Annotated in this window: 16 protein-coding genes; 8 read left to right on the forward strand and 8 right to left on the reverse strand. The window is 64.2% G+C overall.

What is annotated here, in order from left to right; genetic code table 11:
- Genes fdhF through ACVWY5_RS11350 form a run of 3 tightly spaced genes read right to left on the reverse strand, consistent with a single transcriptional unit; the run spans position 1 to position 4,932 of the window.
- The gene (gene fdhF / locus ACVWY5_RS11340) at positions 1 to 2,877 is read right to left on the reverse strand and encodes a formate dehydrogenase subunit alpha (protein ID WP_028331547.1); all 2,877 of its coding nucleotides are present in this window, start codon (positions 2,875 to 2,877) and stop codon (positions 1 to 3) included.
- Positions 2,878 to 2,890: 13 nt separating this feature from the next.
- Entirely contained in the window at positions 2,891 to 4,459 is a 1,569-nt protein-coding gene (locus tag ACVWY5_RS11345; protein WP_028331546.1) for a formate dehydrogenase beta subunit, read from the reverse strand.
- Positions 4,456 to 4,932, reverse strand: a complete 477-nt coding sequence (locus tag ACVWY5_RS11350; RefSeq protein ID WP_028331545.1) for a formate dehydrogenase subunit gamma — start codon at positions 4,930 to 4,932, stop codon at positions 4,456 to 4,458. Before ACVWY5_RS11350 ends, ACVWY5_RS11345 begins: the two co-directional genes overlap by 4 nt.
- 256 nt (positions 4,933 to 5,188) lie before the next feature.
- Between ACVWY5_RS11350 and ACVWY5_RS11355 the strand changes: the two genes are divergently transcribed.
- The 3 genes from ACVWY5_RS11355 to mdoH all read left to right on the forward strand — a co-directional run bounded on the left by ACVWY5_RS11355 (position 5,189) and on the right by mdoH (position 9,902).
- Positions 5,189 to 6,085, forward strand: coding sequence for a LysR family transcriptional regulator (locus ACVWY5_RS11355; RefSeq protein WP_018270739.1), 897 nt, complete (start codon positions 5,189 to 5,191; stop codon positions 6,083 to 6,085).
- A 242-nt stretch (positions 6,086 to 6,327) separates the two neighbouring features.
- Positions 6,328 to 7,794, forward strand: coding sequence for a glucan biosynthesis protein G (locus tag ACVWY5_RS11360; RefSeq protein WP_038377085.1), 1,467 nt, complete (start codon positions 6,328 to 6,330; stop codon positions 7,792 to 7,794).
- Entirely contained in the window at positions 7,782 to 9,902 is a 2,121-nt protein-coding gene (gene mdoH / locus ACVWY5_RS11365) for a glucans biosynthesis glucosyltransferase MdoH (RefSeq protein ID WP_028331543.1), read from the forward strand. Before ACVWY5_RS11360 ends, mdoH begins: the two co-directional genes overlap by 13 nt.
- Positions 9,903 to 9,912: 10 nt before the next feature.
- Here mdoH and ACVWY5_RS11370 read toward each other — a convergent pair whose 3' ends face one another.
- Positions 9,913 to 12,234, reverse strand: a complete 2,322-nt coding sequence (locus tag ACVWY5_RS11370; RefSeq protein ID WP_028331542.1) for an ATP-binding protein — start codon at positions 12,232 to 12,234, stop codon at positions 9,913 to 9,915.
- Between the two features lie 193 nt (positions 12,235 to 12,427).
- The gene (locus tag ACVWY5_RS11375) at positions 12,428 to 13,816 is read right to left on the reverse strand and encodes a cation-efflux pump (RefSeq protein WP_028331541.1); all 1,389 of its coding nucleotides are present in this window, start codon (positions 13,814 to 13,816) and stop codon (positions 12,428 to 12,430) included.
- A 455-nt stretch (positions 13,817 to 14,271) separates the two neighbouring features.
- On the opposite strand from ACVWY5_RS11375, the gene ACVWY5_RS11380 reads away from it, so the two are divergent.
- The 5 genes from ACVWY5_RS11380 to ACVWY5_RS11400 all read left to right on the forward strand — a co-directional run bounded on the left by ACVWY5_RS11380 (position 14,272) and on the right by ACVWY5_RS11400 (position 20,836).
- A complete protein-coding gene (locus ACVWY5_RS11380; RefSeq protein ID WP_063616561.1) occupies positions 14,272 to 15,690 on the forward strand; it encodes a DUF1254 domain-containing protein in 1,419 nt (472 codons plus the stop codon).
- A gap of 287 nt (positions 15,691 to 15,977) precedes the next feature.
- Positions 15,978 to 16,574 carry a TetR/AcrR family transcriptional regulator gene (locus ACVWY5_RS11385; protein WP_028331539.1) on the forward strand — a complete coding sequence of 199 codons (597 nt, stop codon included), beginning with the start codon at positions 15,978 to 15,980 and terminating at the stop codon, positions 16,572 to 16,574.
- A 91-nt stretch (positions 16,575 to 16,665) separates the two neighbouring features.
- Positions 16,666 to 17,517, forward strand: a complete 852-nt coding sequence (locus ACVWY5_RS11390) for an EamA family transporter (protein WP_028331538.1) — start codon at positions 16,666 to 16,668, stop codon at positions 17,515 to 17,517.
- 437 nt (positions 17,518 to 17,954) lie between these two features.
- Positions 17,955 to 19,976 carry an alkyl/aryl-sulfatase gene (locus ACVWY5_RS11395; protein WP_050387026.1) on the forward strand — a complete coding sequence of 674 codons (2,022 nt, stop codon included), beginning with the start codon at positions 17,955 to 17,957 and terminating at the stop codon, positions 19,974 to 19,976.
- A 212-nt stretch (positions 19,977 to 20,188) separates the two neighbouring features.
- A complete protein-coding gene (locus ACVWY5_RS11400) occupies positions 20,189 to 20,836 on the forward strand; it encodes a septal ring lytic transglycosylase RlpA family protein (RefSeq protein WP_321176774.1) in 648 nt (215 codons plus the stop codon).
- A 120-nt stretch (positions 20,837 to 20,956) separates the two neighbouring features.
- On the opposite strand, the gene ACVWY5_RS11405 is transcribed toward ACVWY5_RS11400, so the two are convergent.
- The 3 genes from ACVWY5_RS11405 to ACVWY5_RS11415 form a co-directional block, all read right to left on the reverse strand.
- A complete protein-coding gene (locus ACVWY5_RS11405; protein WP_028331536.1) occupies positions 20,957 to 21,925 on the reverse strand; it encodes a zinc-binding dehydrogenase in 969 nt (322 codons plus the stop codon).
- A gap of 148 nt (positions 21,926 to 22,073) precedes the next feature.
- The gene (locus tag ACVWY5_RS11410) at positions 22,074 to 23,069 is read right to left on the reverse strand and encodes an NAD(P)H-dependent flavin oxidoreductase (RefSeq protein ID WP_028331535.1); all 996 of its coding nucleotides are present in this window, start codon (positions 23,067 to 23,069) and stop codon (positions 22,074 to 22,076) included.
- Between the two features lie 246 nt (positions 23,070 to 23,315).
- Entirely contained in the window at positions 23,316 to 23,750 is a 435-nt protein-coding gene (locus ACVWY5_RS11415; RefSeq protein ID WP_028331534.1) for a CBS domain-containing protein, read from the reverse strand.
- Positions 23,751 to 23,863 lie beyond the last annotated feature (113 nt).

Consider the following 23,863-nt stretch of genomic DNA (forward strand, 5'->3'; position numbering starts at 1 on the left):
TTACTCCGCGGCTTCCACCACCGGCGCGATGCGGCGGGAGTGGCGTGCCTGCTCGTCATAGGCCTTCTGCCAGTCGGACGGACCGTTCGACGGCGAGATCTGCACCGCGGTGACCTTGTACTCCGGACAGTTGGTGGCCCAGTCCGAGAAGTCGGTCGTGATGACGTTGGCCTGGGTGTCAGGGTGGTGGAACGTGGTGTAGACCACGCCCGGCGCTACGCGGTCGGTGATCTCGGCGCGCAACGTGGTCTCGCCGGCGCGGCTTGCCAGCCGCACCCAGTCGCCGTCGCGCACGCCGCGCTGCTCGGCGTCATGCGGATGGATCTCCAGCCGGTCCTCGGCGTGCCACACCACGTTCTCGGTGCGGCGGGTCTGCGCGCCGACATTGTACTGGCTGAGGATGCGGCCGGTGGTGAGCAGCAGCGGATAGCGCGGGCCGGTGCGTTCGTCGGTCGCGATATATTCGGTGAGGATGAACTTGCCCTTGCCGCGCACGAAGCCGCCGATATGCATCACCGGGGTGCCTTCCGGCGCCTTCTCGTTGCAGGGCCACTGCACCGAGCCGAGCTCGTCGAGCCGGGCATAGGAGACGCCAGCGAAGGTCGGCGTCAGCGAGGCGATCTCGTCCATGATCTCGGATGGATGGGCGTAGTTCATCTCAAAGCCCATCGCCTTGCCGAGCATGATCGTCACTTCCCAGTCGGCGTAGCCGTTGAGCGGCGTCATCACCTTGCGGACGCGCTGGATGCGGCGTTCGGCATTGGTGAAGGTGCCGTCCTTCTCGAGGAAGGTCGAGCCGGGCAGGAAGACGTGGGCGTAGTTCGCGGTCTCGTTCAGGAAGAGATCGTGGACGATGACGCATTCCATCGCCGACAGCGCCGCCACCACATGCTTGGTGTTGGGGTCGGACTGCAGGATGTCCTCGCCCTGCACGTAGAGCCCCATGAAGCTGCCTTCGATGGCGGCGTCGAACATGTTCGGGATGCGCAGGCCCGGCTCGTTGTTGAGCTTGACGTTCCACATCGCCTCGAACTGCTCGCGCACCGCATCGCCGGCGATGTGGCGGTAGCCCGGCAGCTCGTGCGGGAACGAGCCCATGTCGCAGGAGCCCTGCACGTTGTTCTGGCCGCGCAGCGGGTTCACGCCGACGCCGGGCCGGCCGATATTGCCGGTCGCCATCGCGAGGTTGGCGATCGCGATCACCGTGGTCGAGCCCTGGCTGTGCTCGGTGACGCCGAGCCCGTAATAGATCGCGCCGTTGCCGCCGGTGGCATAGACCCGGGCCGCCTCGCGCAGCACCTTCGGATCGAGGCCGGTCATGATCGCGGTGGCTTCCGGGCTGTGCTTGGGATCGGCGACGAAAGCCGCCCAGTCCTGGAACTCGCTCCAGTCGCAGCGCTCGCGCACGAAGGTCTCATCGACGAGCCCTTCGGTCACGATGACATGGGCGAGCGCGGTGAGCACGGCGACGTTGGTGCCGGGCATCAGCGGCAGATGCAGCGCCTTCACATGCGGCGACTCCACCATCTCGGTGCGGCGCGGATCGATCACGATCAACCTGGCGCCCTGGCGCAGCCGCTTCTTCAGCCGCGAAGCGAACACCGGATGGGCGGAAGCCGGATTGGCGCCGATGATCAGCACGACGTCGGTGTCCTCCACCGAATCGAAATCCTGCGTGCCGGCCGAAGTCCCGAAGGTTTGCGACAGGCCGTAGCCGGTCGGCGAATGGCAGACGCGGGCGCAGGTGTCGACATTGTTGTTGCCGAAGCCGGCGCGGATCAGCTTCTGCACCAGGTAGGTTTCTTCGTTGGTGCAGCGTGACGAGGTGATGCCGCCGACCGCGTCGCGGCCGTATTTCTGCTGGATGCCCTTGAACTTCGCGGCGGCGAAGTTCAGGGCCTCGTCCCACGACACTTCCTGCCAGGGGTCCTCGATCCGTTCGCGGATCATCGGCTTCAGGATACGCTCCTTGTGGGTGGTGTAACCCCAGGCGAAGCGGCCCTTGACGCAGGAATGGCCGCGATTGGCCTTGCCGTCCTTCCAGGGCACCATGCGCACCACTTCCTCGCCGCGCATCTCGGCCTTGAAGGCGCAGCCGACGCCGCAATAGGCGCAGGTGGTGACGACCGAATGCTCGGGCTGGCCGATCTCGATCACGGATTTCTCGGTCAGCGTCGCGGTCGGGCAGGCCTGCACGCAGGCGCCGCAGGATACGCATTCGGAGCCGAGGAAGCTCTCGTTCATGCCGGGCGAGACGCGGCTGTCGAAGCCGCGGCCGGAGATCGTCAGCGCGAAGGTGCCTTGCACTTCCTCGCAGGCGCGGACGCAGCGCGAGCAGACGATGCACTTCGAGGGGTCGTAGGTGAAGTACGGATTCGACTCGTCCTTCGGCATCCAGTTGTCGTTTTCGCAGCCGTGCGATTTGGCGAAGACGTGGTTCTCGCCTTCATAACCGTAGCGCACGTCGCGCAGGCCGACCGCACCCGCCATGTCCTGCAATTCGCAGTCGCCGTTCGCGGCGCAGGTCAGGCAGTCCAGCGGGTGGTCGGAGATGTAGAGCTCCATCACGCCCTTGCGCAGCTGCTTCAGCCGCCCGCTCTGGGTGTGCACGACGAGGCCGGGCATCACCGGCGTCGTGCAGGAGGCCGGCGTGCCGGCGCGGCCCTCGATCTCGACGAGGCAGAGCCGGCAGGAGCCGAAGGCGTCCACCATGTCGGTCGCGCAGAGCTTCGGAATCTGGGTGCCGGCTTCCATCGCCGCGCGCATGATCGAGGTGCCCTCGGGCACCGTGATCTGATTGCCGTCGATGGTCAGCGTGACCATCGTCTCGGATTTGGATTTGGGCGTGCCGAAATCGGTTTCCTGGATCAGCGACATCGTGATTTCCTTGCTATTCCGCGGCCTGCAGCCGGGCCGGTGCGGGACCTAGATCTCCGCCAAAATCTTCCCGGAAGTGTTTCAATGCGCTCATCACGGGGTAGGGCGTGAAGCCGCCGAGTGCGCACAGCGAGCCGAATTTCATGGTGTTGCAGAGGTCTTCGACAACCGCGAGGTTTTCCGCCACGCGCTCGCCATTGATGATCTTGTTGATGGTCTCGACGCCGCGGGTCGAGCCGATCCGGCACGGCGTGCACTTGCCGCAGGATTCGACCGCGCAGAATTCCATCGCAAAGCGGGCCTGCTTCGCCATGTCGACGCTGTCGTCGAACACCACGATCCCGCCATGGCCGATCAGGCCGTCGCGCGCGGCGAACGCTTCATAGTCGAACGGCGTGTCGAACAGCGCGCGGGGGAAGTAGGCCCCGAGCGGGCCGCCGACCTGGACCGCGCGCACCTCGCGCCCGGTGAAGGTGCCGCCGCCGATCTCGTCGACGAGTTCGCCGAGGGTGACGCCGAAGGCGGTCTCGAACAGCCCGCCATATCTGATGTTGCCGGCGAGCTGGATCGGCATCGTGCCGCGCGAGCGGCCCATGCCGAAATCGGCGTAGGCCCTGGCGCCGTTGTCGAGGATGAAGGGAATCGCCGCGAACGACAGCACGTTGTTGATCACGCTCGGGCGGCCGAACAGGCCCTTATGCGCCGGCAGCGGCGGCTTGGCCCGCACGATGCCGCGGCGGCCCTCGAGGCTTTCCAGCAGCGAGGTCTCTTCGCCGCAGACATAGGCGCCGGCGCCGACCCGCACCTCGAGATCGAACTCATGGGCGGAGCCGCCGATGCGCTTGCCGAGCAAACCGGCGCGGCGGGCGGCCACGATCGCCGCGTTCATCGCGTCGACCGCGTGCGGATATTCCGAGCGGATGTAGATGTAGCCCTTGGTGGCGCCTACCGTGATACCTGCGATCGTCATGCCCTCGATCACGACGAAGGGGTCGCCTTCCATGATCATGCGGTCGGCGAAGGTACCGCTGTCGCCTTCGTCGGCGTTGCAGACGATGTATTTGCGGTCGGCGCTGGCCTGCGCCACGGTCTTCCACTTGATGCCGGTGGGGAAGCCGGCGCCGCCGCGGCCGCGCAGACCGGACGTCGTGACGTCGGCGAGGATCTGGTCGGAGGTCAGCGTCAGCGCCCGCTCCAGGCCCTTGTAGCCGCCATGGGCGCGGTAGTCGTCGACCGAGCGCGGATCGATCACGCCGCAGCGGGCGAAGGTCAGCCGGGTCTGGCGCTTCAGCCAGGGAATCTCGTCCGTGACACCAAGCCGCAGCGCGTGCTGACCAGTGCCGGCCATCGCGTCGAGCAGGGATGGAACGTCCGCCGGCGTCGCCGGGCCGAATCCGACGCGGCCCTGGGCGGTCGCCAGTTCGACCATCGGCTCCAGCCAGTAGAGGCCGCGCGAACCGGTCCTGACGATCTCAACCGGCATGCCGCGCGCTGCCGCGGCCTGCTCGAAGGCGAGGGCGACGTCGTCGGCGCCGACGGCAACCGCGCCGGCGTCGCGGGGAATGAAGATCCGCATCGTCATCGCTGTGCCTCCGCGACCAGCGCGTCGATGCGCGCTTCATCGAGCCGGCCGACCACGCGGCCATCCAGCATCGCCGAGGGCGCGGTGGCGCACAGCCCGAGGCAGTAGATCGGCTCCAGCGTCACGCGGTCATCCGCCGTGGTGTTGCCGAGGGCAACGCCGAGCTTGGCTTCCGCGCGCGCCGCGAGCGCATCGCCGCCGGCGGCCTGGCAGGCCTCGGCGCGGCACAGCTTGAGGACGTGGCGTCCGGCAGGTTGCTTCCGGAAATCATGGTAGAAGGTGAAGACGCCGTGCACTTCGGCGCGCGACAGGTTGAGCGCCTCCGCCACCATCGGGATCGCCGGCTCCGGCACGTAGCCGAAGGCCTCCTGCAGCGCGTGCAGGATCACCAGCGTGGCGCCTTCAAGCCCGGCATGCTCGGCGATGATTTCAGCGCCGCGCGCCTTGTCCCAAGGTTCGTATCCCACCGTCATCAGCGCTTCTCACGATCAGTTTTTTGCTTCGCACATGAGAGTTGGAATCCTTCGAAACATCAATAAAGCTGTCTCATGCGGCGATTGCGAAACGCGATTAATAGCGTCGCCGAATGGATCGATGCGGTTTCGTAATAATGTTCTGGAATCACGCACTTCCGCGGCGCTTTGGATTTCGGGATCGCACCCCGATCGTGCTACCTATGGACGTGTTGGGCTGCCGCTTGGGGCACCGTTTTCCGAGGGGGTTTGAACCTTGATCGACAAGCTGGAACTTCTGCTGGCGCTGGCCAAGGAACGGCATTTCGGCCGGGCTGCGGAGGCCTGCGGCGTCACCCAGCCGACGATGTCGACCAGCCTCAAGCAGCTCGAGGAGATCCTCGGCGTCATGCTGGTGCAGCGCGGATCCCGCTTCCAGGGCTTTACGCCGGAAGGGGAGCGGACGCTGGACTGGGCGCGGCGCATCGTCGGCGATGCGCGCGCGATGAAGCAGGAGATCAACAGCCTCAAGGACAAGCTGTCGGGCGAGATCCGGATCGCGGCGATCCCGACCGCGCTCGGCATGGTGGCCTCGCTCACCACACCGTTCCGGGCGCGCCATCCCGACGTGCGGTTCCGCATCCAGTCGTGCACGTCGGCCGACGTGCTCGGCCTGCTCGAGAATCTCGAGGTCGATGCCGGGCTGACCTATATCGAGAACGAGCCGATCGGCAAGGTCCGCACCATCCCGCTCTACAATGAGAGCTATCGCTTGCTGACGGCGCCGGATGCGATGTTCGGCGACCGCAAGCAGGTGACGTGGAAGGAAGTTGGCACCGTGCCGCTCTGTCTGCTCACGCCCGACATGCAGAACCGCCGCATCATCGATCGCGCGTTGACCTCGGTCGGCGCTGAGGCGACGCCAACGCTGACGTCGAACTCACTGCTCGTGCTCTACACCCATGTGAAGACCGGCCGCTGGGCCAGCGTGATGCCGGCCAAGCTCGCCGAGACGCTCGGCCTTGCGGATGCGGTGCGCAGCATTCCGATCGTCGATCCGGTCGTGGACTACAGCATCGGCCTCGTGATCCCGCAGCGCGATCCGATGACGCCGTTGATCGCAGCCTTGGTGCAGGTCGCACGCGAGGTCGCGCCGACGCTCGAGAGCGCGTAGCTTTCGGCATTCTCTCGCAGCCTTTCCGCCACGGTTCCGGCACGGCAGCAACCGACCACGCGTTGTGTGGTTGCGTTGAAGCAAGTCCTGGTGTTCAGCCGGCGGACAATCTTCGCTTGCTCGCAGCAAAGATGGAACTCAGCGCCGGCTCGGCGGTTGCATTGCGGCGTCCCGGTCAGCGAGCAGGAGCTGCTTTGAATCGTCGCCAGTTACTCCACGGATCGGCCGTGTTGCCGACACTCATGTTCTTGCCACAGCGCCAAGCCGCCGCCGCAGGGAGCGCGACGGACGCACCCTTCAACCCAGGCATGGTCAGGGAGCTTGCGCGCAATCTCGCCAGCAAGTCGTTCGAGGCGCCGGACGAGAAGTTGCCGAACGGCCTGACGGACCTCAACTACGACCAGTACCGATCGATCCGCTTCACGCCCGAGCGCGCGCTGTGGCGCGGTTCGAAGCTGTCGTTCGAAGCGCAGTTCTTCCACCGCGGTTTCTTCTACAAGAACAAGGTCAAGATCTTCGAGATCGCCGACGGCAAGGTCAGCGAAGTCAAGTACAGCAAGGACATGTTCTCGTTCGGCGAGACCGTGCCTGACTTCACCGAGACCGACCTCGGCTTTGCCGGATTTCGCATCCACGCGCCGATCAACAAGCCGGACTACTATGACGAGGTCTGCGTCTTCCTCGGCGCGAGCTATTTCCGCGCGGTCGCCAAGGACGAGACCTACGGCCTGTCGGCGCGCGGCCTGTCGATCGATACCGGCGAGGCCAAGGGCGAGGAGTTTCCGTTCTTCAAGGCGTTCTGGCTCGAGCGCCCGGTGCCGAACGCGACCTCGCTGGTCATTCACGCCTTGCTCGACAGCAAGAGCTGCGCGGCAAGCTACCGCTTCACGATCAGGCCTGGAGCGACCACGGTGTTCGATGTCGAGGCATCGCTCTATCCGCGCGCCGATCTCGAGCATGCCGGCCTTGCGCCGATGACGAGCATGTTCTTCTTCGGGCCCAACGATCGCAACGAGGTCGACGACTTCAGGCCGTCGGTGCACGATTCGGACGGGCTTGCGATCTACAACGGCAAGGGCGAGAGCCTGTGGCGCCCGCTGAGCAATCCGCGCGACCTCCAGATCAGCACGTTCCAGGACGTCAATCCGCATGGGTTCGGTCTGATGCAGCGCGAGAAGAACTTCTTCGCCTATCAGGACATCGAATCGCGCTTCGAGAAGCGTCCGAGCCTGTGGGTCGAGCCGATCGGCGACTGGGGCGAGGGCGCGGTCATCCTGTTCGAGATCCCGACCAAGGAAGAGATCCACGACAACATCGCCGCATTCTGGCGGCCGAAGGCGCCGCCCAAGGCCAAGAGCGAGACCAATTTCACCTATCGCCTGCATTGGGGGCCGGATGCGCCGAAGCCGCATTCGCTCGCGCGCTTCACGCGCAGCGGCATCGGCGCGCATGGCGAGAACAGCAAGCTGTTCGTGCTCGACCTGTTCGGGGACAATCTGAAGGGGATCGATCCCGGCAGCGTCAAGGGCGTCGTGACGGCCGAGAAGTCCGAGATCACGAATGTCGTCACGCAGCCAAATCCGAATACCGGCGGATGGCGGCTCAGCTTCCAATGCGCCGTCAAGAAGGACCCGATCGAGCTGCGTGCGCATCTGGCGCAGAATGACAAGCCGCTCTCCGAGATCTGGGTCTATCGATGGGCGCCATAGTCACGTCGCCTCAGTCCGACGTCGCCGCGGCGGCCGAAGGCTTCCTGCCACAAGAGAGCCCGCTTGCGATGTCGGCGGCCGATCTCGGCCGGCCGCCGCATGCGGTGAGCACGCCGGTGTCGGTCGGTGCGGGCATGTTGATGCGCCGCGCGTTCGTCCTGATGTTGACGGCGGCGCTGACCGGTGCCGGCGCCTACGAGATGTACATGGTGGTCCAGGTCGGCGGCGTGACGATCATGGAAGGCATGGTGCTGGTGCTGTTCGTCGCGCTGCTCGCCTGGATCGCGTTTTCGTTCGCTTCGGCGCTCGCCGGCTTCTTCGTTCTGCTTCGCCGCAACGGCAATGCCTTGCCGATCCGCGACGATGGTCCCTTGCCGCAGCTCGCGAGCCGGACCGCGGTCCTGCTCCCGACCTACAACGAGAATCCGCATCAATTGATGGCGCGCCTGCGCGCCATCTACGAGTCCGTCGAGGCGACCGGGCAGGGCGACAGCTTCGACTGGTTCGTGCTCAGCGACACCCGCGATCCGGATATCTGGATCGCCGAGGAACGGGCGTTCCTCGAACTGTGCGAGGCCTGCGGCGCGCAACGGCTGTTCTACCGGCATCGCGCCGACAATACGGCGCGGAAGTCCGGCAATGTCGGCGAGTGGATCACGCGGTTCGGCGGCGCCTATCGGTTCATGATCGTGCTCGACGCCGACAGCCTGATGTCGGGCGACACCATGGTGCGGATGGCGCACGCCATGGAGACCAATCCGCAGGCGGCGCTGCTGCAGACGCTGCCGGTCATCGTCAACGCGCGCAGCCTGTTCAGCCGCCTGCAGCAGTTTGCCGGCCGGCTCTACGGACCGATGGTCGCCGCCGGCGTTGCGTGGTGGCACGGCTCCGAGGGCAATTATTGGGGGCACAACGCCATCATCAGGATCGAGGCATTTGCGCAGCAGGCGGGGCTGCCCGAACTCTCCGGACGCAAGCCGTTCGGCGGACATATCCTGAGCCACGACTTCGTCGAGGCGGCGCTGATGCGGCGCGCCGGCTGGGGCATCTACATGGCCCCGATGCTCGGCGGCAGTTTCGAGGAGGTCCCGCCGTCGCTCTTGGATTTTGCCGCGCGCGACCGCCGCTGGTGCCAGGGCAATCTGCAGCATCTCGCCGTGCTGAGGACGCGCCGGCTGCACTGGATCTCGCGGCTGCATTTCATGACCGGGATCGGCTCCTACATCACCGCGCCGCTCTGGCTGTCGTTCCTGCTGCTCGGAATCCTGATCTCGTTGCAGGCGCGCTTCATTCGGCCCGAATATTTTCCGAAGGGCTTTTCGCTGTTCCCGAACTGGCCGGCGCAGGACCCGGTGCTCGCCGCCTGGGTGTTTGGCCTCACCATGGCGCTGCTGATCGTGCCGAAGCTGCTCGGCTTCCTCCTGTTGCTGACACGGTCGGACGTGCGCCGGCAATTCGGCGGCGGTTTCCGGGCGCTGACGGGCGTGATCGCCGAGGTGCTGATCTCGGCGATGATCGCACCGGTCATGATGGTGTTCCAGTCGATTGCCGTCGTCGAGATCCTGCTCGGCCGGGATGCCGGCTGGCAGACGCAGCGGCGCGATGACGGCGCGGTCGAGCGGCGGGAGCTCTATCGGAAGTACGGCGTTCCCACCGCCTGCGGTGTTGCGATGGCGATAAGCGCCTGGGCGGTGTCGCTGCCGCTGCTGCTGTGGATGTCGCCGGTGATCGTCGGCCTGCTGTTTGCGATCCCGATCGGGGCCTGGACCGCCAGGCCGGCGATGCGCGCGCTGTTCGTGACGCCGGAGGAAGCGAAGCCGCCACGCGTGCTGGTCCGCGCCAATGAGCTGGCATCGTCGCCGGCACTCGCATCGGCCCCCGCGCTCGCGACGTTGCGGCAGGATTCCGGGCTGCTGCATCGCCATCTCTCGTCGCTGCCGCCGGCGCGGCGCGGCGGTCCGGGCGAGATCGATCTTCACCTCGCGGTGGCGCGTGCACGGATCGAGGCAAGCGACAGCTTCGACCAGGCAGTCCGGCATCTCACGCCTCGCGAGACGCTGGCCGTGCTCGGTGATTCCGCGCTGCTGGAAGGGGTGCTTGCGAAGTAGTGTGGGAGGCTCAGGCCGCTTCCGGCAGCTTCGTCTGCAGGGACCGCGGATCGCGCGGCAGCGTGACGCGCACGACGGTGCCGACGCCGAGCTTGGAGCGCAGCCGCATCGAGCCGCCGTGCAGGTTGGTGAGCGAGCGCGCGATCGCAAGTCCGAGGCCTGAGCCCTGGTAGCTCTTGGTGAGCTGGCTCTCGACCTGCTCGAACGGCTTGCCGAGCCGCCGCAGCGATTCCGGCGCGATGCCGATGCCGCTGTCGGCGATCAACAGCACGATCGAGTCATCCAGCATCTGACCGCGCACCAGCACACGACCGTGGTCGGGCGTGAACTTCACCGCATTGGAGAGCAGGTTGACGATGATCTGCTTGACCGCGCGGCGGTCGGCGACGACCGAGATCGTGCTTTCGATATCCGACTCCAGCGACAATCCCTTGTGCTCGGCGCGGCCGGAGACCACCCGCAGCGACTCCGCGAGGATGCCGGAGAGATCGAGCGGCTCCATGTCGAACTTCATGCGGCCGGCCTCGATCTTCGACATGTCGAGAATGTCGTTGATGACCTCGAGCAGGTATTTCCCCGACGTCAGGATGTCGTGGCAGTACTCCGCATATTTGTCCGAGCCGAGCGTGCCGAACAGGCCGCTGCCCATGATCTCGGAGAAGCCGATGATGGCGTTGAGCGGGGTGCGCAGCTCATGGCTCATATTGGCGAGGAACTTCGACTTCGCGGCGTTGGCGTCCTCGGCGCGGGTCTTCTCCTGCGAATATTTTTCGGCGAGGTCGGCAAGCTCGACGGCCTGCCGCTCCAGTTCGGCTTGCGAGCGCTGCAGGTCGATCACGGTGGCGCGCAGGCGCAGGTCGTTGTCGACCAGCTTCTGCTCGTGCGCCTTGATGCGGGTGATGTCGGTGCCGACCGAGACGTAGCCGCCGTCCTTGGTGCGGCGCTCGCTGATGTGCAGCCAGCTGCCGTCGTCGAGCTGGGCCTCGAAGGTGCGGGCGCCGGGCGCCGGCACGCCGCTCTCGTGCAGGCGGGTGCGCACTTCCGGCATGCTGCCGACCTCGATCACGGTCTCGTAGGAGGTACCGGGGCTGACGGCGGAATCGGGCAGCTTGTGCAGCCGCTGGAAGTGCGAGTTGCAGAGCACGAGACGATCGTCGGCATCCCAGAGCACGAAGGCCTCCGGAATGGTCTCGATCGCGTCGCGCAGCCTGAGATCGGCTTCCACCGACTTCTCGGCGAGGCTCTTCTGCTCAGTGATGTCGACCGCGATGCCGATCAGATGCAGGCCGCCGTCGGCCGCGGCGTGGCTGAGCTCGCAGCGCACCCGCAGCCAGATCCAGTGGCCGCCGACATGGCGCATGCGGAAGCTCTGGTCGATGTGATCGATCTTGCCCGCGATCAGCTGGTCGGCGATGTCGAACAGGTTGATGTCGTCCGAATTCACCAGCGCATTGACCTCGCCGAAGGTGAGGAGGTCGTTGCGGGTGTCGAGGCCGAGCAGCGTGAACATCGACTGCGACCAGAAGATCCTGCCGCGCGACAGGTCCCAGTCCCACAATCCGCAGCGGCCGCGGTTGAGCGCGGTGTCGATCCGGCCGCGCACGGCGTCGTTGATCAGGTCGCCCTCGCGGGCGCGGGTCGATTGCCAGTGGAAGGCGAAGCCGAGGATCAGCACCACGAAGCTCGTGGTCGCCGACAGCGTCACCGAGAGCGCCGCGTCCGATCCCCAGATCGGCTCGTTCATCTCCTGGATGACGACGACCTGGCCGGGCAGCGACTTGACGAGCTGCGAGATCGCCAGCGCGCCCGTGCCGCCGGGCAGCGTCATGTCGCTGACCGTGCCCTGCTGGCCGGGCGCGACCAGCAGCTGCGCGGTGGAGACGATGTCGAGGATGCGGTCGTTCTCGCCGGCGCCATCGACCGGCACGCGCGCCAGCACACGGTGATCGGCGCTGGTGATGATGACGTGGCGGCCATAGGCGATGCCCCAGGACGGGATCAGGTCCGGCAGCAGTTCCTGCATCCGCTCGATGTTGGCGAGCCGGTCGCGCCGCACCGAGGTCAGGCGATCGAGACGTTCGGCTAGGATGTCGGACAGCGCGGCAAGGTCGCGCTTCATCGCGCCGCGCTTCTGCCGGTTCTGGTCGATCACCTGGACGAAGGCGCCGAGGCAGATCGTGATGAGGAAGGCGATGATGAGGGTAGGGACAGCGCGGCGCAGTGCAGGCTCGGCGGTCAGGAGCCTGTGATAGGCCGGTTTCGCGATCGACTGCGCCAATCCCTTGATCGAATCGGATTGGACGCACGCGTTCGCTGCATGCGCGCGCGCCATGCCTGAGACCCCCGCTCTAAGCTGATTTTTTACCCGGTTCGGATGCTCCCCACGATGCATCCGAATCATGATCATTTGAATCCAGATTTCCGGGACTGTCGAGAGTCAACGATTCGTTAATGCGAAAAAATTCTTGTCCCGGAGAGAATCATGCGGCGCAAAGTGAGTCCGAAACAGGAACGGCTCCGTAGAATTACGCGCGCGTCGGCTCTGCGTGACTGATCACACGCTTCACGGTGGGGAACGCACGACGCAGTTTGCGTTCGATCTCGTCGACGCTTTCGTGCACCTTGATCACACTCATCGAAGGCCGCGCGCGGCAATGGAAGTTGACGACCTCGCCGGCGTCGGTGTTGCGGACCCGCACATTGTGGATGTCATGGATCGCACCGCCATCGGCAAAGCCGGTCAGCGCCGCCTTGATGGCTTCCACGCGGTCGGGCGCGGCGTCGGTTCCCCACGGCAGTTCCGGCTCGAGTGGCTCGATATGGGTGTCGACCTCGACATCCTCGCCGAAATCCTCGCGGATCGCGCGCTCGAGCTCGTGGGCGATGCCGTGCGCCGCGTCGAGCGCCATGTCGCCGTCGACCTCGAGGTCGATGCCGACGATCAGCTTGCCGCCGATGTCGTGCACCGTGACGTGGTGGATGGCGAGGCCGGAATTGCGCGCGATCACCATGATGCGCTCGCGCACGCTCTCATTGTCGCGCGCCACCGGCACCGCGGTGAAGGTGAGGTCGGCGTCGCCGAACGTCTTGGTCACCGCCGCCTGTGCCCTGCGCTTGATGTCCTCGACGCGGTCGATCGGGTAGGTGCGCGGCACCTTGGCGATGGCATCGATGAAATGCGTCGCGCCGACCATGCGGACCCGCAACCGGTCGACATCGACCACCCCCGGCACGGCCTTGATGGCGGCGGTGGCCTTTTCCAGCGCGCCTTGGGGCGCGCGGTCGAGCAGGGTCTCGACCGTCTCCCGCGCCATGCGCAGGCCGAGCAGGGCGATCATCACCGCGACCGCGATCGCCGCCGCGGCATCGCCCCACCAGAAGCCGAAGCCGGCCAGCACCAGGCCGACAATGACGGCGGTCGAGCCCATCACGTCGGAGGCGAAATGCAGCGCGTCGGCGGCCAGCGCCTGGCTCTTGGTGTCGCGCGCGGCGCGGTGCAGCGCGCGGGCCCGCCACAGATTGACGCCGATATCGATGACCAGAACGACAAAGGGAATGGCCGAGATCGACGGCGGCGGCGTTCCTTCGCGCAGATGGCTATAGGCCTGCACCAGGATGCCGCCGGCCAGCACATAGAGCAAAGCGATGATGCCGAGCGCCGAGACGCTCTCGAACTTGCCGTGGCCGTAATGATGCTCGGCGTCGGCCGGCTGGTCCGACACCCGCACCACCGCCCAGGTGATGATGGTGGCGACCAGGTCGATCGACGAGTGTAGCGCCTCGGAGATCAGCGCCAGCGATCCGATCGCGATACCGACGACGAACTTCGCCACCGCCATGCTGCCGCTGGCGAGGATCGAGATCGCTGCGACCGATGTCTTGGTGGAGGGTGCGCTGGTGTTCGAAGAGCTCATGAGCGGCGGTTTAGCAGGCCAACGGTGAACATCAAGTGTCGTTCGCCACGCGTAATCGCCACTCAGTTGCAATTGCAGCTTTGTGTTAATCACATCGTCGTCCTGGCGAAAGCCAGGACCCATAACCACAGGGTTGCGTGGTTGAAGTGAGCTGTGGCAACCGCATCGCGTCATGACTTGCATTCGGGGTAACGGGTCCCCCAGAGTTCACAAACGAAGTGCAACACTTCCTTGAGGAGGTGTTGCCATGGGCGGAGTTACAAGTAGCTCTCTCTGGAAGACCGATGCGGGCTGCTCGCGGCGCCGCGCCCCTGCGTTGAAGCGCCGGGAATGCCAGCCTTTGGTGACCCAGAATGGAATACATCTGCGGGTTGCGGACTGGCGCAATCTGCATAAGACGCGCTTTGAGTAGTTGGTTATTGTGTTCCGCAAAAGTCCGGTCGAGGGAGCAAAGTATGAAAGCAGCAGCCGCAGTCGTCCAATTCGCTTGTGCGTCTCTCTCCCTGTGCAGCTTGGTGCTGACCACACCGGCAGGCGCACAGGCTGTCTCCAATGATCAAGCCTACGAGATCGCACGCGATGCGTATGTCTACGCGTATCCACTTGTACTCGAGTACGTGACGACGATACAGGCGGCGAACTATGCCGAGCCAACCGGCATTCCGGCGCAAGCGCCATTCAATCAATTTGGTCACGCCAAGGCCTTCCCGTCGGCGGACTTCAAAGCAGTCGTGCGGCCGAACGTCGATACGTTGTATTCCGTCGCCAGCCTTGACCTCGGTCGCGAGCCAATCGTCCTTTCGGTCCCTGCGACGGATCGTTATTTCATGTTGCCGATGCTGAGCTTGTGGACCGATGTGTTCGCTGCTCCGGGAACGCGCACGACCGGTCGCAACACAGCGCGCAATTTTCTCGTCGTTGGCCCTCGCTGGCAGGGCAGCGCCCCGCGCGGTCTAGAGATAATCCGCAGCCCGACCCGTTATGTTGCCATTGCGGGACGTACGCAGACCAACGGTCCGTCGGACTACGACAATGTTCATAAGATACAACTGAGTTATAAACTGACGCCACTCTCCGCGTGGGGAAAAGGAAACTACGTTCCACCCAAAGGCAAAGTGGATCCAAAGATCGACATGAAAACGCCGTCACCGGAGCAAGTCGAGAAGATGGACGCTGCCACGTTTTTCGGCCGCTTTGCCGAAATCCTAAAGGACAATCCGCCGAACCCTCTGGATTATCCAATGATCCATCGTTTGGAGCGGGTTGGTTTTAAGGTCGGTCAAAATTTCAACCTGAACGCATCGGCGCCCGCAATCAAACAAGCTTTCGAGCGAGCAACGTCCGACGGTAAGGCGTCCGTCGCCAAGCTTGGCAAACAGGCGGCTGGCATGGGCAGCAAGGGGTGGGCGTACAACATACGCAGCGCAGACTTCGGCGTCGACTACCCATACCGCGCCTCCGTCGCATCCTATGGTCTTGGCATGAACTTGCCGCAAGATGCCGTCTATCCGTCCACCACTACCGACGCTGATGGTCGGCCGCTCGACGGCAATTCGAACTACGTCCTGCATTTCGAAAAGGGCAAGTTCCCTCCGGTCGAAGGCTTCTGGTCACTGACGGCTTATGATGGTGAGGGCTATTTCATTCCTAATTCGCTAAACCGTCAGGCCATTGGCGATCGTAGCAATCTTGTCTCCAACGCGGACGGGTCGCTCGACCTTTACGTCCAATCCACGTCGCCCGGTACAGATAAGGAAGCGAACTGGTTGCCGGTCGCCAAAGCACCCTTCACGTTGATGCTGCGCCTCTATGCGCCAAAGAGCGAAGTCCTGGACCGCACCTGGACGCCGCCGCCTATTGCACGCGCGCCGTAGGAAGCCCACTGAGCAGCTATGACCGTTCGTCAGCCCTCGGTCGCATTCGGGCCGGCATGTTCTTGGTCAGCCAATGCCGTCGAGGCCTTTGAGACTCGTCATCTCTCCGCGCGGCGCTATCAATGGCTATCGCTTCCGTCTTCGCTCTTCGAGCTATCGCGGACAGGTCATTCAGCCGCGTCCCGCGGACTGCCCGCCGACTGCACTCGATCAGAAGTGACCCGAAGCGGTACTTGCCATTTAAAGACCGATTGGTCTATATATCTGCCATGAGACACCAGACCGCCATGCAGTCGCCCCGCGGGCGCCCGCGAAGCTTCGACGTGGACGCCGCCATCGAACGCGCGATGAATGTGTTCTGGTCGCGCGGCTATCACGCCACGGCGCTGCCGGACCTGCTGCGTGCGACGAAGCTGTCGCGCGGCAGTCTTTACGCCGCGTTCGGCGACAAGCACTCGCTGTTCCTGCGCGCGCTCGATCGCTACATCGCCGATGCCGTGACGCGGATGGATGACGAACTCGATCCCCGCAGAGATCCGGTCGACGGCCTGCGAGCCTACCTTGCCGGCTACGTTGAACGCGCGTGCGGTGCCAATGGCCGGCGCGGCTGCCTGTTGGTGGCGACGGCGATGGAGCTGGCTGGCCAGGATGCCGAGGTTGGTCGTCGCTTCGCGAGCTTCTTCAAAACCATGGAGGCAAGGGTGGCGGACGCAATTTCCCGTGCGGAGACGGTGGGCAGATTGGCCGATGGCGTCGAGCCTTCGAGTGCCGCCCGAATTCTGATCTGTTTCCTTTGGGGGCTGCGCGTGGTCGCCAAGACGGCTCCGGCGCGTACCACGTCGCAAGCCACCGCTGACGCGCTCCTCGCTCGCTTCATCAAATAAGCAACTGTTGGAATGACCCTTGATGTCCACTTACGTCCGCGGGATCAGCGTGCCGATATATGGACCGATCGGTCTTGAAAGGAAAGATGCCATGTCTGCCATCCAGATCATCTGCGCGGTGGCCGTTCCCTTGCTCTGGGGTTATCAGTTCGTGGTCATCAAGGTCGGCGTCACCGAGTTTCCGCCGCTGTTCTTCCTCGGACTGCGCTTCCTGGCCATCGCGCTGCTGCTTGTTCCGTTCGTCAGAAGGCCGACACGCCGACAACTCGGCCCTGTCGCGGCTATTTCGGTTTTCTTCGGCGGACTGAACTTCGGGCTGTTCTATGTCGGCCTCGGGCTCGGCTCGGGAAGCATGTCGGCCGTCGCCTATCAACTCGCCCCGCCGTTCACCGTGCTGCTCGCCTGGCCGCTGCTCGAGGAGCGGCCGTCGCTCATCACATCCGCCGGCGTGGTGCTGGCGTTCGTCGGCGTGGTGGTGCTGGCGGCGGGGCCGGAGCTGTCGGCAAACGTGCTTCCGCTGCTGCTTGTGGTCGGGGCAGCCTTCGCATTCGCGGTGTCCACCGTCCTGACGAAACGCTACGGCCCCTTCGATCCGCTGATGCTGATGGGATGGTCATCGCTGCTCACGGTGCCGCAGGTGATGTTGATGTCGCTGCTGCTGGAATATGGACAACTGGCGAGCCTCGGCACGGCGGATCAACGTGGCTGGCTGGCGCTCGCCTACACCGTCTTCATCGGCGGCATTGTCGGGTTCGGCCTGTGGTTCTGGCTGATCGGGCGCTGCTCGATGGGCCGTGTCGCCCCCTTCGGTCTGCTGCTTCCGGTGTTCGCCTTGATCTCGAGCGTGCTGTTCCTTGGCGACAGCGTGACCCCGAAACTGGTTGTCGGCGGACTGCTCGCGATCTCCGGCGTCGCCATCACACAAGTCAGACCGGGTGTGTAGGCGGACCAGCCGTAGCGCTCGCAGGGACGGAATTCGGCGGTAGCCGATGGCTCCGCTTCCACAACAGGGAACCGCCTTCGGGCGATCGTCCATTCGCGTAAAATGCGAACCGTTCGCCATCGCCAGGACGCGATCACTGTGCGGCAAAACAGCGCTCTTGCGACATGACCGGTGCACCGCGCCTCACCGTCAAACCCGCCGGTCGTGGCGCGCACGCCTGCTCATGCGCGTGAATTCGCCAGAGGTTTTCTGGCGGCTCGGCCTGCTGTGTTGGTATGCAGTTTGTGCCAGAGAGCGCACAGCCATGCGGACAGATGCTGCCGGACAGGTTTCGACGCAGCAACTACGGGAGGAACGATTCCCCCGCGAGATGTTTGGCGACGATGCTCTCGGTGCTCAGGGAGTGGACCAATATCCAATGCAAAGGGAGAGGCCACATGAGGAGCGTTTTCGCGAAGGCGTCAATCCTCGGGGTTGTCAGCGCGGGGTTGATCGGTACGGCCGCGGCACAGACTCAAGATTTGCGCAAGGGCGCGGCCGATGCGACCAAGCAGGCCAATTCGGTCTTGCTGAAACAGCTGCCGTTTAGCGACACCTCTGATTTCGACGCGGCGAACAAAGGCTTCATGGCCGCGCTGCCTTCCGAGGCAATCAAGGGAAGCGCGGGTAACGCGATCTGGAACCCGCAGCAATACGGCTTCATCAGCGACGCGACAGCTCCCGATACGGTCAACCCAAGCCTGTGGCGACAATCCCGGCTGATCAACATCTCCGGCTTGTTCGAGGTGACCGAGGGCATCTATCAGGTCCGCAATCAGGACCTGTCGAACATGACGATCATCGAGGGCAGCGAGGGCATTACAATCGTCGATCCCCTCGTCTCGGCAGAGACGGCAAAGGTGGCGCTCGACCTGTACCGCTCGAAGCGCGGAAACAAACCGGTCAAGGCCGTGATCTACACCCACAGCCATGTCGACCACTATGGTGGTGTGCGGGGCGTCACCAGCGAGGACGACGTCCAGTCCGGCAAGGTCAAGATCTATGCGCCGGATGGATTCCTGGAGGCCGCGGTCGCCGAGAACGTCATGGCCGGCACCGCGATGAGCCGGCGCGCCAGCTACATGTACGGCAACCTGCTCAAGGCGGATCCGAAAGGTCAGGTCGGCGCGGGTCTCGGCACCACGACCTCGGCAGGCACGGTGACCCTCATCGCGCCGACCAACATCATCAAGGAAACCGGACAGAAAGAGAAGATCGACGGCTTGACCTACGAGTTTCTGATGGCACCCGGTTCGGAAGCGCCTTCGGAGATGATGTGGTTCATCGAGGAAAAGAAGGCGATGGAATCCGCCGAGGACGCGACCCACACGCTGCACAATACGTATTCGCTTCGCGGCGCCAAAATTCGCGAGCCGCTTCCCTGGTCGAAGTACCTCAACCAGGCGCTGGTGATGTGGGGCGACAAGGTCGATGTGGTGTTTGCGCAGCACCACTGGCCGACATGGGGCAATGACAAGGTGGTCTCGCTTCTGGAGAGCCAGCGCGACCTTTACCGCTTCATCAACGACCAGACCTTGCGCATGGTCAACCACGGCATGACGATGCGCGAGATCGCCGACGGATTCAAAATGCCTGACAGCCTCGCCAATGTCTGGGCAAACCGCGGTTACTACGGCTCGATCTATCACGACGTGGCCGCCACCTATGTTCTTTATCTTGGCTGGTTCGACGGCAACCCGGCGACCCTGCACGAACTGCCGCCGGTCGAGGCGAGCAAGAAGTACGTCGAGTTCATGGGCGGCAGCGACGAGGTTCTGAAAAAGGCCAAGGCTTCCTACGACAAGGGCGAATATCGCTGGGTGGCTCAAGCCGTCCACCACGTCGTGTTCGCCGATCCCGACAATCAGGCCGCCAAGAATCTCGAAGCCGACGCGCTCGAGCAACTCGGCTATCAGGCCGAGTCCGGGCCGTGGCGCAACTTTTACCTGACCGGCGCCCAGGAGCTGCGCAACGGTGTCGCGAAGCTGCCGACGCCGAACACCGCGAGCCCCGATACGGTGCGCGCGATGTCCGCGGACTTGTTCTTCGACTATCTCGGAGTTCGCCTCAACGCCGAGAAGGCCGGCAACGCGCATGCGAAGCTCAACTTCGAGTTCGGCAAGGACGGCAACTACTTCGTCGAGCTGAAGAACGGAGTGCTGAACCACACGGCGAACATGAAGTCCAACAATGCCGATGCGACGGTCGCGTTGTCGCGCGATACGCTGAACAGCATCATCCTGCAGCAGACCAGGTTTGATGATGCCGTTTCGTCCGGCGCGGTGAAGGTGAGCGGAGACCAGACCAAGCTGCGCGATCTCGTGTCGTATCTCGACACGTTCGACTTCTGGTTCAATATAGTGACGCCGAACCAGACGGCCCAATCCGCCACGACGGGGCGAGGGGGAACGTCGCGATAATCATACGATAATCATACGGTCAAGCGGCGCGGAGCACTTGCTTCGCGCCGCTTCGCTATGCGCACCTTCGCCGAAGATCGCGCGGATCTGCTCGATCGAGCGGGCGCGGAAGATAACGCCGACACTCTTCACGCGCTGTCGAAGACAGCTCCATTCAGTCATTTTGCTGACGCAATCTCTGTTTTAGTCGGGTGAGAAACTGAAGACACGGTGTGAGAACCACCCCGGTTCTCATAGTGGTTCCGCCGCCGGAACTGGCACGAATCCGCAAAGAATTGGCACGAGTTAACGCCATCGCGTTCGCTCGACGATGTTTTGCGCGGGCATCGGGAACCGGACGATCGAAGAAAATCAATCAAGGAGTTATGATGCTGTTCGGCTCGAGCGCCGCAATCTGCGGCGCCCTGGTTGCGCTCGCCATTTCTGGCACCGCTGCGCGAAGTGAAAACGCTGCGGTTCATTCAAGTGCCGTCGTCAACGCCGCGTGTGGGGATGCAATCGTTGGCGCGGCATCCATGTACAATCCGTTCAAGCCCGGCAGGGAGGAGGGCGGTCCAAGCACAGCCTCCGGCGAGCGCTATGATCTCTCGGTCTGGGCGGCTGCCATCAAGACGAGTCTGCGCCGGAAGTTTGGTGGGGTCCAATTTGGCGTGCGGCCGAAATATGCCCTCGTCGAGGCGGTAGGCAAGAAGGTCATCGTCAAGATAAATGACGTGGGGCCACTAAGGCCCGGCCGCATCATCGACCTCAACGAGCGGACGATGCGCTATTTCGATCCAAGCCTGGAGCTCGGAGTCATCAGTGGCGTCAAGGTCAGCCCGCTTGCGGGGGACTATTGGATTCCCGGACCGGTCGGCTGAACACCGTACGCGAAAAGAGCCAGGGCAGAGCACGTGGCAAGCGCGGATGAGAAGGCACACTTGCGCTTCGCTCATCCGCCGTTCGCTCGCAATGACGATGACGCTTGCCGAAGTCTGCTGCTACAGCGTCACCACGATCTTGCCGAGGTGCTTGTTGGCTTCCATGTGTTCGAACGCCTTGCCGATATCGGCGAATTTGTAGACCTGGTCGATCGGCAGCTGCAGCTTGCGTGCCTCGACCGCGGGCCAGATGTCCTTGCGCACCTCGTCGAAGATCGCGCGGATCTCCTCGATCGAGCGGGTGCGGAAGGTGACGCCGATATACTGGATGCGGCGCGCCGCATGCAGGTCGAAGTTGAAGTCGCCGTGGGTGCCGCCGAGCCGGCCGACATTGACGATGCGGCCCTTGACCTTGGTCGCCTTGAGGTTCTGGTTGGCGACCGGTCCGGAGATTTGGTCGACGATCAGGTCGACGCCTTCGCCTGAGGTCGCCTGCAGCACCTGATCGACCCAGCCGGGATCCTTCGAGTCCACCGCGAGATCGGCGCCGAACTCCTTCAGCCGGCCGCGGCGCATCGCGTCGGTCGATGAGCCCACCACGAGCTTGGCGCCCTTCAGCTTGGCGATCTGCATCGCCATCAGGCCGACGCCGGAGCTTGCGCCCTGGATCAACACGGTCTGGCCCGGCTGCAGCGCGCCATTGGTGACGACGGCGTTGTGCATGGTGGCGAGCGCGACGGGCAGGGTTGCGGCCTCGTCGAAATTCATGTTGGAGGGCGCGCGGAACAGCCGGCCGTGATCGGCCAGCGTGTATTCGGCGAATGCCGCGCCGCCGGAGCCCATGATCTTGTCGCCGATCTTGACGCCCTTGGCATCGGGGCCGAGCTCGGCGACCTCGCCGGCCCATTCCATGCCGAGCACGGTGCCGACGCCGCCGGCCGCGCCGTGGACATGGCCCTTGGTCATGCCGAGATCGGCGCGGTTCAGCCCGCAGGCATGAACCTTGACCAGCACCTGGGTGCCCTTCGGCACGGGCTTGGCGACGTCGGTAATTTCAGGGCCGTTAGGGCCGTAGACATAGGCTTTCATGGGGGCATTCCCTTCGGTCTGAATCCTCATGGTGAGGAGCGCGCCTTCGCGCGTCTCGAACCATGAGGCCCGACTGTGGCCTCATCCTTCGAGACGCTTGCTTCGCAAGCTCCTCAGGATGAGGAGATAGAGCCGCGCGATAAAACGCTTATTCAGCGGCCTGACGCTTGGCACCAGCTGTCATGCGCTCCAGCCGCTCGCGGATGATCGCTTCCGCTTCGTGGACGATGCGCGACACCAGCTCGGCGCAGGACGGAATGTCGTGGATCAGGCCCTGCACCTGGCCGGCCGACCAGATGCCTTCGTCGGCATCGCCTGACGCGTAGACCATCTTGCCGCGCGCGCCGGCGACCAGCTCGCGCACATCCTCGAACTTGGCGCCTTCCTTCTCCATCTGCACGACCTTGGTCGAGATCGCGTTCTTGGCGACGCGCGAGGTGTTGCGCATGGTGCGGAAGATCAGCTCGGTCTCGCGCTCGTCATTGGCGACGATGCGTTCCTTCACGAGCTGATGGATCGGGCTCTCCTTGGTGCACATGAAGCGCGTGCCCATGTTGATGCCTTCGGCGCCCAGCGCCAGCGCTGCGACCAGGCCGCGCGCATCGCCGAAGCCGCCCGAGGCGATCATCGGGATCTTCACCTTGTCGGCGGCGGCGGGGATCAGGATCAGGCCGGGTGTGTCGTCCTCGCCGGGATGGCCGGCGCATTCAAAGCCGTCGATCGAGATCGCGTCGGCGCCCATCCGCTCGGCGGACAGCGCGTGGCGAACGCTGGTGCACTTGTGCAGCACCTTGATGCCGTGCTTCTTGAACTCGTCGACATGCTCCTGCGGCTTGTTGCCGGCGGTCTCGACGATCTTGATGCCGCTCTCGATGATGGCCTGGCGATATTCGGCGTAGGGCGGCGGCTTGATCGCGGGCAGGATGGTCAGGTTGACGCCGAACGGCTTGTCGGTCAGCTCGCGGCAGCGCGCGATTTCCTTGCGCAGATCGTCCGGCGTCGGCTGCGTCAGCGCGGTGATCATGCCGAGCGCGCCGGCATTGGCGACGGCGGCAACCAGCTCGGCGCGCCCGACCCATTGCATGCCGCCCTGCACGATCGGGTGGTCGACGCCGAACATTTCGGTGAAACGTGTCTTGATCATTCTGCCCTCGTTTCCATCAGGATTTTCCGCGGCGCGGACGGCGGCGCACGGTGTTGTTATGGATGTCGGGCGGAAGGATGCAGTCCTGTCCGGCAATTGTCTACCGGCGACCTGCGGCGCGCCCATGCGGAAATGACGGGCCGCGGCGGTCAGGCGAGGGCGGGACAGAAATCTTTCGTCATCTGTTCAGGCGCTCGTGATCGAACACGCAGCGCCCGGCTCAGAGCAAGGCAAAGCAGGCGTTTGTTACGCCGGCACGGCGTCTTTCTTCGACGCGGCGGTCTCCTCGTCGAACGCGGCGGCGATATCGCGCATGCTGACGACGCCGATCAGGCTGTAGTTGTCGATGACGGGCACGTGGCGAATGTGGTGCTTGGTCATGAGATGACGAATGTGCTCGAGCGTGTCGCTCGATGTGCAGGAGACCAGCTGCTGCACTGAGACGAATTGCGACACCTTCATGCTCGCGCCGGCCGCACCGTGCTCGGCGATCGCGCGGACCACGTCGCGCTCGGTGAACATGCCGACGGCGGTGTTGCCCTCGGTACGAACGACATCCTTGACCACGAGCGCGCTGATATTGCTGGCGCGCATCAGTTGCGCGGCAATCGCGACGGTCTCGTTCATGCGCACCGTGGCGACGCGGGGGGTCTTCTTGCGCAGGATATCTCCGACTTGCATGGCAACCTCCTTGGTTATCGTTGACCGGAGTCTGGTGTACAAAATGCCAATTGTCAACGCGACTGTCACGGAATCTACCATCAGGAAACAGCTTAAATAGGCAGGTTTACTGA

It is taken from the genome of Bradyrhizobium sp. USDA 3256 (assembly GCF_054058275.1).

Bases quoted from the DNA above. Each gene is read 5' to 3' on its own strand.
- fdhF (WP_028331547.1), bottom strand. From the start codon at position 2,877: ATGTCGCTGATCCAGGAAACCGATTTCGGCACGCCCAAATCCAAATCC.
- ACVWY5_RS11345 (WP_028331546.1), bottom strand. From the start codon at position 4,459: ATGACGATGCGGATCTTCATTCCCCGCGACGCCGGCGCGGTTGCCGTC.
- ACVWY5_RS11350 (WP_028331545.1), bottom strand. From the start codon at position 4,932: ATGACGGTGGGATACGAACCTTGGGACAAGGCGCGCGGCGCTGAAATC.
- ACVWY5_RS11360 (WP_038377085.1), top strand. From the start codon at position 6,328: ATGTTCTTGCCACAGCGCCAAGCCGCCGCCGCAGGGAGCGCGACGGAC.
- mdoH (WP_028331543.1), top strand. From the start codon at position 7,782: ATGGGCGCCATAGTCACGTCGCCTCAGTCCGACGTCGCCGCGGCGGCC.
- ACVWY5_RS11370 (WP_028331542.1), bottom strand. From the start codon at position 12,234: ATGGCGCGCGCGCATGCAGCGAACGCGTGCGTCCAATCCGATTCGATC.
- ACVWY5_RS11375 (WP_028331541.1), bottom strand. From the start codon at position 13,816: ATGAGCTCTTCGAACACCAGCGCACCCTCCACCAAGACATCGGTCGCA.
- ACVWY5_RS11380 (WP_063616561.1), top strand. From the start codon at position 14,272: ATGAAAGCAGCAGCCGCAGTCGTCCAATTCGCTTGTGCGTCTCTCTCC.
- ACVWY5_RS11385 (WP_028331539.1), top strand. From the start codon at position 15,978: ATGCAGTCGCCCCGCGGGCGCCCGCGAAGCTTCGACGTGGACGCCGCC.
- ACVWY5_RS11390 (WP_028331538.1), top strand. From the start codon at position 16,666: ATGTCTGCCATCCAGATCATCTGCGCGGTGGCCGTTCCCTTGCTCTGG.
- ACVWY5_RS11395 (WP_050387026.1), top strand. From the start codon at position 17,955: ATGAGGAGCGTTTTCGCGAAGGCGTCAATCCTCGGGGTTGTCAGCGCG.
- ACVWY5_RS11405 (WP_028331536.1), bottom strand. From the start codon at position 21,925: ATGAAAGCCTATGTCTACGGCCCTAACGGCCCTGAAATTACCGACGTC.
- ACVWY5_RS11410 (WP_028331535.1), bottom strand. From the start codon at position 23,069: ATGATCAAGACACGTTTCACCGAAATGTTCGGCGTCGACCACCCGATC.
- ACVWY5_RS11415 (WP_028331534.1), bottom strand. From the start codon at position 23,750: ATGCAAGTCGGAGATATCCTGCGCAAGAAGACCCCCCGCGTCGCCACG.